At 70.3% G+C, this 10,138-nt stretch carries 9 protein-coding genes; 4 read left to right on the top strand and 5 right to left on the bottom strand.

The features are described 5' to 3' along the window. Nucleotides 1-283: type II toxin-antitoxin system HicA family toxin (locus tag AB7F93_RS07440; RefSeq protein ID WP_428302258.1), on the top strand; the 283-nt coding region annotated here is incomplete at its 5' end. Nucleotides 284-318: 35 nt separating this feature from the next. After that, nucleotides 319-642, top strand: coding sequence for a type II toxin-antitoxin system HicB family antitoxin (locus tag AB7F93_RS07435; RefSeq protein ID WP_428302257.1), 324 nt, complete (start codon nt 319-321; stop codon nt 640-642). A gap of 28 nt (nt 643-670) precedes the next feature. On the opposite strand, the gene AB7F93_RS07430 is transcribed toward AB7F93_RS07435, so the two are convergent. From AB7F93_RS07430 to AB7F93_RS07410, 5 genes are all read right to left on the bottom strand, one after another. Beyond that, the gene (locus AB7F93_RS07430; protein WP_428302256.1) at nt 671-2,026 is read right to left on the bottom strand and encodes a M24 family metallopeptidase; all 1,356 of its coding nucleotides are present in this window, start codon (nt 2,024-2,026) and stop codon (nt 671-673) included. Nucleotides 2,027-2,246: 220 nt separating this feature from the next. Continuing rightward, nucleotides 2,247-3,614 (bottom strand): TIGR00366 family protein, encoded by a 1,368-nt coding sequence (locus tag AB7F93_RS07425; protein ID WP_428302255.1) that lies wholly within the window; start codon nt 3,612-3,614, stop codon nt 2,247-2,249. A 31-nt stretch (nt 3,615-3,645) separates the two neighbouring features. Further along, a complete protein-coding gene (locus tag AB7F93_RS07420; RefSeq protein WP_428302254.1) occupies nt 3,646-4,452 on the bottom strand; it encodes an SDR family NAD(P)-dependent oxidoreductase in 807 nt (268 codons plus the stop codon). Between the two features lie 39 nt (nt 4,453-4,491). Next, nucleotides 4,492-6,051, bottom strand: a complete 1,560-nt coding sequence (locus tag AB7F93_RS07415) for a class I adenylate-forming enzyme family protein (protein ID WP_428302253.1) — start codon at nt 6,049-6,051, stop codon at nt 4,492-4,494. A 24-nt stretch (nt 6,052-6,075) separates the two neighbouring features. Then, nucleotides 6,076-7,884, bottom strand: a complete 1,809-nt coding sequence (locus AB7F93_RS07410; protein ID WP_428302252.1) for a virginiamycin B lyase family protein — start codon at nt 7,882-7,884, stop codon at nt 6,076-6,078. Between the two features lie 179 nt (nt 7,885-8,063). On the opposite strand from AB7F93_RS07410, the gene AB7F93_RS07405 reads away from it, so the two are divergent. Both AB7F93_RS07405 and AB7F93_RS07400 read left to right on the top strand, forming a co-directional pair. Next, nucleotides 8,064-8,984 carry a VOC family protein gene (locus AB7F93_RS07405; protein WP_428302251.1) on the top strand — a complete coding sequence of 307 codons (921 nt, stop codon included), beginning with the start codon at nt 8,064-8,066 and terminating at the stop codon, nt 8,982-8,984. Beyond that, nucleotides 8,984-10,117 carry a DUF711 family protein gene (locus tag AB7F93_RS07400; protein ID WP_428302250.1) on the top strand — a complete coding sequence of 378 codons (1,134 nt, stop codon included), beginning with the start codon at nt 8,984-8,986 and terminating at the stop codon, nt 10,115-10,117. The genes AB7F93_RS07405 and AB7F93_RS07400 overlap by 1 nt, the downstream gene beginning before the upstream one ends. Nucleotides 10,118-10,138 lie beyond the last annotated feature (21 nt).

Raw genomic sequence — 10,138 nt, 5'->3', positions numbered from 1 at the left:
GTGCAGTCATCGTGCTATCTTCCTGCACGTGAACAGCACCCACCGTAAAACGCTGGAGCGCGTCCTTGCCGACCCGGTGAACGGCAACCTCGACTGGTCGCGAATCGAGTCGATGCTCAAAGGCGGTGGGTGTCAGGTGGTGGAAGGTGCCGGCTCGGCGGTGACCTTCGAATTCGGTGGCCGCAAGCTGACCGTGCACCGCCCGCACCCCGGCAAGGAAGCGCTGCGGTACCGCGTATTGGCGGTTCGCGAATTTGTTGAGTGGATGGGGTTGAAGCCATGACCAATGCAATGACCTACCAAGGCTACACGGCGAGCATGACCTTCGATGCGCAAGACAAGGTCATCGTCGGCCGCGTGCTGGGCATCGACGACGTCATCGTGTTCCACGGTGAGTCGGTCGCCGAGTTCGAAATCCAGTTTCACGCCGCAGTGGATGCCTACATCACGGCCTCGAACGAACTCGGCTCGCCGCCGGAGAAGCCCGCCAGCGGCAATGTCATGCTCCGCATCGCGCCGGACGTGCATGCCGCGGCCTTGAAGGCCGCGGCGCGCAGCGGCACAAGCCTTAACAAGTGGGCGGAAGGGGCGCTCGGCGCGGCGGCGCGGAAATCGGGTGCCCGCGCGCGCAGCGCGGCGTAACGCACGCCGCCCTGCCGCCTGCCCGCCCCTACAGCCGCAGATTGCCCAGGTCGATGCCCTGTTCCTGCTTGAGCGTCACTGGCGGGCAGTAGCTCGACAGGCGCTCGCCGTCGCGCACCAGCAGGCCCTTGGGCAGCACCTGCGGCCTGGTGAAGAAGCTGCGCGGGCCGTCGGCGGTGATCAGCAGCTGGTTCTCGAAGTGGAACGGGTGCACGGCGTGGCCGTAATAGAGCACGTCCATGCCCATCACCTGCCCACCCTCCAGCATGTAGCTTTGCGGAATCTTGGTGAACGCCGGGTACGGCACGTACCAGCCGACCGGCTGCAGGCCGACGCCGTGCGTGGCGGTGGCGGTTTTCTCGGGCGTGGGGATGCCGGCGCCGTGGATGATTTCCATCGCCGTCTGGTAGACGAGGCCGCTGTCCTGGTTGGGCCGCAGGTGCGTTTCGATCGCCTCGTAGGCGTGCATCACGGCGTCGACGATCTTGCGGTACCCGGCCGGCGGGTCGCCGAAGAAAATGGTGCGCGAGCCGTCGCAGGTGTAGCCCTTGTAGATGCTGTAGGTCTCGAAGATGTAGGCGCGGCCGGCCTCCAGCGCAAAGTCGCTGCGCGGCAGGTAAAAGCTGTCCACGATGTGCTCGCCCTTGTAGTGGCTGCCCCACATCAGGCCCTTGTCGGTGGTCGGCACGGCGCCGCGTTCGGCCAGCGCCATGCGGTAGATGTGGGCCAGTTCCTCCCAGCGCATGCCGGGGCGGGCGGCGTCGATCACCTTCTCCAGCGCCCGCTGGTTGATGGCGGCGCCCTCCTGCATGAGCGCAATCTCGTCCGGCGTGGACACCTTCTGGATGTCGGTCAGCAGGTCATGCCCGTCGATCACCGTCAGCTCCGGCAGCCGGCGCTTGATGTAGGACGCAAGCCGCAGGTCGTCGAAGGCGACGCGCGCCTTGTCGAGGCCAAGTTCCGTCAGCGCGTTGGCCGTGACCTCGACGATGTCGTTGGCGATCTCGTCGATGTGCTGCTCGGCGATGAACGCCTGCACGTCCGCGCGCAGCGGGCTGTGCGCGGTGCCCGGGTCCGGCTGCGAGAGCACGTAGGTGTGGTAGCCGAACCAGTCGTAGCAGCGCACGCGCGGCACCCAGGTCGGCTCCTGCAACAGGTACGGGATGTAGTGCGCGCCGATACACAGCGTGCTGCGGTCGGCGGCGTCGCGCACCGGCACGATCACCGCCGTGCCGGGTTCCGGCAGCGCCCACTGCGTGTCGAAGGTACGCACGCCGGACAGGTACAGCACGTTGCGCGCGTCCGCGCCGACCAGCGCGTCGCAGCCGGCGGCGGTGAGCTTTTCGACCGCGCGCGGGGTGTTGATGAAATGGCGTCCTTGCATGGCGGCTCCTCCTTGGTGTGTGCCGGGTTTGCGGGGGGACTTTACGCCGTTGGCGTCCGCGCGGTCAGCGGCCCGGTGGCGTTGCGTGGCCATCTCGGAGCGACCGGTCTGGGCAGCGGAACGTGTCGCAATTTCCCGGTTTTTGCGACACGTCGGGCGGACGTGTCGTCCGGGGCGACACGTTGAAGGCTGAGCCGGCGCGGCCGCCGGGTGCGTCGTCTTACAGCGTCAGCGGAATCACCAGCATCGCGATGATGTTCAGCACAAGACACGCCGCCGCCACGATGGCCGTGTAGCCCAGGATGTCCGCAAACCGCACGCGCATCACCGCCAGCAGCGGTATGGCGAAGAACGGCTGGATCAGGTTGGTGGTGGAGTCGCCGTAGCAGTAGGCGAGCAGCGTGGTGACCGGCGACACGCCGAGCGCCTCGCCGGCCGGGATCAGGAACGGCGCCTCCAGAATCCACTTGCTGCCGCCGGACGGCACGAACAGGTTCATCGCCGCCGAGTACAGGTACACCAGCAGCGGATAGCTGGCGGCGCTGGCATGGCCGGCGAACAGATCACCGATCCAGCGGCCGAGGCCGGTGTGCTGCAACACGCCATAGATGCCGCCGTAGAACGGGAATTGCAGGATCACGCCCCAGGCGGCGGCGGTGCCGTTGCGGCAGGCGACCAGAAACGCCGCCGGGCGGCCGTGCAGCAGCAGCGCGGCGGCGATGAACACGGCGTTGTAGGCATTGATTGTCCAGCTGGCGCCAAAGCCGCGCGTGACGATGGCGTGTCCGAGTGGGTACAGCAGCAGCAGCGCCGCGAACCACACCCAGCCCGGGAAGTGGTCGATGCGCTGCGCGGGCGTGGCGGGCGCGGGCAGCGGGGTGGGCGCCGGCAGCAGCGCGTCGAGGGTTGCAGCGTCGACCGTGCGCGCGCCGTGCGTGGGGTGCAGCAAACACACCACCGCCAGCGCCACGGCGCCCACCAGCGTGATGAGGCCGAGGTTGAACGGGATGAGCAGCGTCTCGGTTATCGGAAAAAGGCGCGACACCACGCCGGGCGTGCCGCCAGTGCCGAGCAGCGGGTTGCCGGGCGTGGCGAGAATGAGCGGCGCCGAGCCGGACAGCCCTCCGTGCCACACCGTGCCGAGGCCGAGATACCCGGCCGCCAGCACCACGCGCACATCGGCGCGCGGGTTGCGGCGGAGCACGAAGGGCACGAACAGCGCCGTCGCCACCAGCGACAGCGCCCAGTTGAGCCAGCCGGTGACGAGGGAGAACACACCCACCAGCAGCACCGCCTGGCGCGGCCGGTCGGCGTTGGCGACCGACGCCAGCCGGTCGAGCGCCCGGTACACCGGCGCCGCTGTGGCACAGGCATGCGCCGCCACCAGCGCCAGCGTGAACTGCATGGCGAGCGGCAGCAGCGTCCACACGCCCTCGCCCCAGGCGCGAGCGGAGGCGAGCGGATCGGCACCCGGCCCGGCCCAGGCGAGCGCTATCGCAATCGCCGTCAGCATGAGGCAGATGATCCAGGCGTCCGGCACGTAGCGTTCGGACAGGCGCGACAGCGCGCTGCCCAGGCGTTGCAGCATGGGTTCTCCCTGAAACGGACTGGGCGCGGTTCTACACCCGCTCGCCGGTGTCGCCCTGCTCCATGAAGGCGATGTACTGCCCGGCCACGGCGCCGCCGTCCACCGGCAACAGGGCGCCCGTGATGTAGCTGGCGGCGTCCGACAGCAGGAACACGGCGGCGCGCGCCGCTTCCACCGGCTCGCCGGCGCGCCCGAGCGGGCAGATGCTGTCGCCCATGTGGGCGAACTCGGGGTTGGCGGCCATCCAGCCGCGGATGCGCGGCGACAGCATCATGCCGGGCAGGATGGCGTTGACGCGGATGTTGTCGCGCGCGTAGTCGAGCGCCATGGCGCGCGTCAGGTTATTCACCGCGCCCTTGGCCGCGGCGTAGCCGACGTTGCGGTTGCTCGGCATCAGGCCGGCGCCGGACGAGGTGTTGACGATGGCGCCGCCGCCGCGCCGGCGCATCGCCGGCACCACCGCCTTCACGCAGCGGAAGACCGAGTTCAGGTTGCTGTCGAGCGTGGCCTGCCACTCGGCCTCCAGCATTTCGTCGACGCGGCGCGGAAAGCGCGTGCCGCCGACCACGTTCATCAGGAGGTCAACGCCGCCCCAGCGGGCGACCACGTCGGCCACCATGGCGTCGACCTGTGCCTGGTCGGTGGCGTCGAGCGGATACGCCGTGGCGGTGCCGCCTGCGTCCGTGATCGCCTTGGCAGCTTCCCGGCACTTGTCCGCGTCGAGCTCGCACACCGCCACGCGCGCGCCGGCCAGCGCCAGCAGGCGCGCGGTCTCGAAGCCGATGCTCTGCCCGGCGGCGGTGACGATGGCCACCTTGCCGGTGAAGTCGTGCGTCATGGTTTCGCCCTCCTGTGGTTGCCGACCTTTACTTGCCGATCACGCCACGCGCGTGCGCAACGCGCGGCGGTTCAGCTTGCCGGTCGGGCCCTTGGGCAGCTCGTCCAGGAACTCGTAGCGCCGCGGGCGCTGGTAGGACGACAACTCGGACGCCTGCAGGAAGGCGTCGAGTTCCTGCGCCGTGACCGGCGTCTTGGCCATCACGAAGGCGGTGACGGCCTGGCCCCAAACCTCGTCCGGCAGGCCGACCACGGCCACCTCCGCCACCGCCGGGTGCTTGAGCAATGCGTCCTCCACCGGCGCCGGCATGATGTTGATACCGCCCGAGATGATCATGTCGTCGAGCCGCCCGCGGATGTACAGGTACTGCTCCTCGTCCATCACGCCAAGGTCGCCCGAGTGCCACCACGGGCCCTCGAACACCTGCCGCGTCTTGGCCGGATCGTCCCACATCTCGTTGGCCACGGACGGGCCGCGGATGATGATCTCGCCCTCCTCGCCGGGCGGCAGGATGTCGTCCGCCGTGCCGCCGGGGGCGATGACGCGCACCTCGGAATTGAGCAGCGGCTTGCCGATGCTGGCGATCTTGTCCGGCCGGTCGAGATCCTGGCGGAACATCATGGTGCCGGCGGACAGGCCCGACTCGGTGGTGCCGTAGATGTTGATGATGTTGGGCGTGACCAGCTCCCGGATGCGACCCAGCGTGCCCATGTCGATCACCTCGCCGGCGAAGCCGGCCAGCTCCACGCTGTCGAAGTCCTGCGCCGTGACCGGCATCTGGAACAGCATCCGCCAGATGGTCGGCAGCAGCACGGCAATCGTGCAGCGCTCGCGCCGCAGCGTGTCCACGTAGCCCTTCGGCGAGAACTGCGCCATGAACACGAGCTTGCCGCCGACGTTCAGCACCGGCAGGGCGCCGTTCTGCCAGCCCATGAAGGACGTGCTGATCGGGATGAGCTGCGCGCTGTGCGGCGTGACGCCGTAGATGTACACGCCGCCGCGCGCGCCCTCCACCAGCGGCCGGTTGCGGTGGATCACGCCCTTCGGGATGCCGGTGGTGCCGGATGAGAGACAGATCAGCGCGATGTCGTCCTCGAACACGGCCATCGGTTCGAGGTCCGCGTCGTAGCGGTCAAGATCGTCCGGCAGCACGGCATCGCCGGTCGCGCGCGCGGCTTCGAGCGCCGTCACGCCGCTGCGGGCGGCGACAAACCCCGACAGACCCGGCGACTGGGCGCGAATCTGCGCGGCCTGCTCGGCGAGGTTGGCCTCGTAGACCAGGATGCGCGGCGACAGGCGCTGCAGGGTCTTGACCATCACCGGCACCGATTCGCGCACGTGCAGCGCCACCGGAATCGCGCCGAGTTCATAGGCGGCGAACAGCGCCACCACGTGGTTGGCGGACGGCAGCAGCAGCAGCGCCACCCGGTCGCCCTTGCGCACGCCAAGCTCGTGGTACAGCCGCGCCGTGCGGCGCACCCGGTCGTACAGCTCGCGGTAGGTGTAGCGGAACTGCTCGTCGACCACCGCGTCGTTGGCCGGAAAGTAGACGGCGGTGCGGCGCAGCATGCCGCGGACGGTGTGTTCCTCGCGTGGCATCGGGGTCCTCCGGGTGGGGTGGGTTCAGGGGCTGGCCGGCGCGTCGCCGGGCTCGATGCGCACGGCGTAGTTCGGGCCGCGATTGATCGGCAGGTGCGCGTAGCTGGCCCACAGATCGCCCGTCTGACGGTCGAGATCGATCATGCGCAGGTACGCGCGCGGGCGGGGCAGCGGCAGCACGGTGATGGCGCCGCTGGCGGGGTCGAGGCGATACACGGCGTCGGTGTTCGATGCCGCCACCCACACCACGCGCCGGCGCTGGTCCCAGCTCACGGCATACGGCGAGGCGTTGCGGTCCGGCAGCGGATGGCGGGCGAGTTCCTTGCCAGCGCGCGTGTCGTAGGCGAGCACCTGCCCGTCGCCGGACAGGGCAACGTAGATCACGTCGCGATCGTCGATGCTCATGCGGTGCGGGATGGTGCCGAGCGGGAACGGCAGCGCCGTGTGCAGCGTGCCGGATTCGACGTCGAAGCCACCGACGATGCCGTTCAGCTGCGTGAACCACACGTGCTTCCGGTCAGCGCTCATCACGCAGCTGTAGAGCGCGGCGTGGAAAGCCGCCTCGCTGTCCTTGTGCGGCATGGGAAAGCGCTCGATCTTGCCGGTCGCGGGGTCGAGCGAGGCGAGCTCGTTCTGGCCGATCAGCGTCAGCCACAGGCGGCCGCGGGCGTCGAAGACGACGTAGCGCTCGTGATCGACGCAGGTGTCGTGCGCCACCGAGAACTCGCCGAAGCCCGGATAGATGCGCCACTGCTCGGTCTTCGGGTCCAGGCGCGCCAGCGCATAGCTTTCCTCGAGCGTGATCCACAGGTTGCCGTCGCGGTCGGCGTTGATGGTGTGCGGCCCCTGCGGGTGCTGCGGCGAGCCCGGCACGGCGATCCAGTGCACGCGGCCGGTCTTGGGATCGAGGCGCGCGATGCGGTCGGCGTTGTCCTCCACCAGCCACAGGTAGCCGCCGGCCGGGGTCCAGGCGATCTCGCGCGTCCAGCCGCCGGCGTGCAGGGCGTACTCGGTGATGCGCGTGCGGTTGGTCGCCGCCAGCGGCGTGGCCGCGGCCGGGTAATCGGCGAAGGCCAGGGTGCTGAAGTCGGTGCCCAGATATTGCGCCAGCGCGCTCGCGCCGGCGGACTCCTCTTGCGCATTGAACAGGCTGTAATCGGCGGTGAGCAGCTTGGCGTACTCGGGGTGGCTCTCGTCGAGTCCCCAGCGCACCGGCGAGTCGGCCGAGAAGCGCAGCGCCATGCCGCGCATGCTCTGCACGGTGCCGCGCCACAGCTGCTCGCACAGGCGGGCGTTCTCCTGCCGCGTCGCCTCGGTCCAGCGTTCCTGCCGCTGCTGCGGGCCGAGGCCGGCGAGACTGGCGGCGAAGCGCTGCACCTGGCGGCTCGGAAACTGGTGACAGCCGGCGCACTGGCCGGCCACGAAGCGCGCGCCACGGTCGTCCAGCGGCATCCGGCCGAGCCAGGCGGAGGCCGGTGCCTGGTCCGCGATGTTGTCGGTCGGATCAAGTTGCAGCGCGATAGACAGCGGCTGGCCTGCTGCGCCGGCGGCGCGCGTCTCGCTCGCCAGACGATAGCCGATCCGGTGCGCGCGCACGTCCACCTGCGCCGCGCGTGCATGCGTGAGCCCGGACAGCGCGAAGCGCCCGCTGGCGTCGCTGAACGCGGACACCGAGGTCGGGTTGTCGTTGTCGCCGCTCTCGCGGTCCTCGGCGGTGACCAGCACGCCGGCGAGCGGCTTGCCGGCGGCGGACACCGTGCCCTCGATGTCGAGGGCGCCGGCCAGCCCCGGCGCGAGCGTCAACAACATGGCCAGCACCGGTCTGTGGCCCATGGCGTCTCCTCCATCCGCGGTCTAGGCGCCGCGTGTGGGCGGCAGCCTAGCAACAACCGCCCGCGATCGCACAGGCCGCGCCGGGACGGCACCGGCGGTGGCGGCTTGTCGGGCCGAAGGCCGGCGCGCATGATCGTGAGCCCACGCCATACGCGCCCGCCATCACCGGAGAAACCGCCATGTCCGACACGCGTCTTTGCCCGCTGCGCATGGGCTACGTGCATCTGAAGGTCAAGAATCTAGACGAGTCGCTCGCGTTCTGGACGCGCGCGGTGCCGCTCGAGATCAGCGCGCGGCAGGGCAACACGGTGTTCCTGCGCGGCGGCATGCAGCACCACTGGATCGTGCTGGAGGAGTCCTCCGAACCGGGCCTCGGCCGGGTGGCGCTGGAGGTGGAGACGCGTAACGAGCTCGACCTGTTCGAGGCGCATCTGCGCGCGCTCGGCGTGGCGGTCGAGGCCGGTGACGGGCTGGCCAATGCGCGGGTCGATCGCTACCTGCGCTTCAACGACCCGGCCGGCAATCCGCTGGAGCTGTACTGCGACATGATCGCCATGCCGACGCCGCCGAGCCCGCGCACGGTGCAGGTGCTGGACATCCAGCACGTGGTGCTGGCGGCCGGCGACACGCGCGCGGCGGTGGCGTTCTACCGCGACGTGCTCGGCATGCGCGAGTCGGACTGGATCGAGCGCGACGTGTGCTTTCTGCACATGAAAAACGGCTGGCACCACGGCATCGGCGTCGGCGGCTTTGGCGGCGCCGGCAGTGGCCTGAATCACATCTGCTTCCAGCCGCCGGGGCTGGACGACGTGATGCGCGCCCGCGCCACGGTGCGCAAGCTCGGCTACCCAATCACCATGGACCTGCTGCGCCACGCGCCGTCCACGTCGGTCGGCTTCTACTTCGCCGGACCCGATACGGTCGCCGAGATGAGCTTCGGCGCCCGCCACTTCACCGAGGACGCGCCGCCCAAGCCGCGCGTGCTGGCGCGCGGGCTCGACAGCATCGACGTGTGGCAGCAGGGCCTGGTCGACACCGAGCAGTCGGTGGTCGAGGAGATGAAGAAGATGGCGGAGCGCCAGCGTGCCGCCAACGCCTGATGCAGGTTCGCGCGGTCACGTTTTTCGCCAGCGCGGCAACGCTGCGCGACCCGGCGCGCCTGGCGAACGGCGGGCGTTTTGCCGCCGCGCTCAAGGCGCGTATCGAGGCCGCCGGCATTACCGTGCAAAGCCTGCGCCTGGCGACCCCGCCGGCGCAGGACTGGCTGCGTGCGCCGGCCGAGCTGCCGGCCGCGGCGCAGCGGCTGGAGGCCGACGCGGTGGCGGCGGGCTTCAAGCACTGCGCCATCGGCACCCTGCGCGCCGGGGCGGATCAGCCGGACTGGATCGCGCAGGTGCCGGCGGCGCTGGCCGGCACGCAGTGGCTGTTCTGTTCCGCGGACTTGCTCGCGGCGACGCCGGCGGCGTTCGACGCTAGCGCGCAGGCGGTGCTCGCCATCAGCCGGCTCGGGGCCGATGGTTTCGCCAACCTGCGCTTTGCGGCTGCCTACGGCGTGCCGGTGGGCGCGCCGTTCTTCCCGGCGGCGACCAGCGGCAAGGAGGATGGCTTCTCCATCGCCATCGAGGCGGCCGATGTTGCCGTCGATGCGCTGCCGGGCGGCGGCGATCTTGCGGTGTTCGAGGCGCGTCTGGCCGCACGGCTGGAGCAGCAGCTCGCGCCGCTGGCGACGCTGGCCGAGGCCAATGCCGGCGGCTACCGGTTCCACGGCATCGACTGCGCACTCGCCCCGTACCCGCAGCCGGCGCGTTCGCTCGGCACGGTCATCGAAGCGCTGGCCGGCGTGCCGCTGGGCGGCGCGGGCGTACTCGCGGCTGTGGCGGCGCTGCGCCGGGCGGTTGCGGCGGCGCGCTTCCCGCGCGCCGGGTTCTGCGCGCCGATGTTGATCGTGCTGGAGGACGCCGGTCTTGCCGCCGCCAACCGGGCGGGTGCCTTCGGCTGGGGCGATCTGCTGGCGGCCAGCGCGGCCGGGTCGTGCGGACCGGATGTGGTGCCACTGCCGGGCGATGTGCCGGTCGCGCGCCTGGCGGCGGCCTACGCGGACATGCAGGCCGTGGCGCAGGCGGTGCGCCGACCGCTCGAAATGCGCGTGCTGCCGCTGCCCGGTCGCGGCGTCGGCGATGCCACCGAGTTCAGCTTCGACTACTTCGCACCCGGGCGCGTGATGGCGCTGTGAAGGCGCGGCTGCCTGCCGCCG

The organism is Immundisolibacter sp., assembly GCF_050250495.1.
Classification (GTDB): domain Bacteria; phylum Pseudomonadota; class Gammaproteobacteria; order Immundisolibacterales; family Immundisolibacteraceae; genus Immundisolibacter.
This window is presented reverse-complemented; position numbering and strand designations above follow the sequence as displayed.

Excerpts from the sequence above, each read along its gene's own strand:
- AB7F93_RS07425 (WP_428302255.1), bottom strand. The coding sequence starts at position 3,614 with ATGCTGCAACGCCTGGGCAGCGCGCTGTCGCGCCTGTCCGAACGCTAC.
- AB7F93_RS07410 (WP_428302252.1), bottom strand. The coding sequence starts at position 7,884 with ATGGGCCACAGACCGGTGCTGGCCATGTTGTTGACGCTCGCGCCGGGG.
- AB7F93_RS07435 (WP_428302257.1), top strand. The coding sequence starts at position 319 with ATGACCTTCGATGCGCAAGACAAGGTCATCGTCGGCCGCGTGCTGGGC.
- AB7F93_RS07400 (WP_428302250.1), top strand. The coding sequence starts at position 8,984 with ATGCAGGTTCGCGCGGTCACGTTTTTCGCCAGCGCGGCAACGCTGCGC.
- AB7F93_RS07430 (WP_428302256.1), bottom strand. The coding sequence starts at position 2,026 with ATGCAAGGACGCCATTTCATCAACACCCCGCGCGCGGTCGAAAAGCTC.
- AB7F93_RS07405 (WP_428302251.1), top strand. The coding sequence starts at position 8,064 with ATGTCCGACACGCGTCTTTGCCCGCTGCGCATGGGCTACGTGCATCTG.
- AB7F93_RS07420 (WP_428302254.1), bottom strand. The coding sequence starts at position 4,452 with ATGACGCACGACTTCACCGGCAAGGTGGCCATCGTCACCGCCGCCGGG.
- AB7F93_RS07415 (WP_428302253.1), bottom strand. The coding sequence starts at position 6,051 with ATGCCACGCGAGGAACACACCGTCCGCGGCATGCTGCGCCGCACCGCC.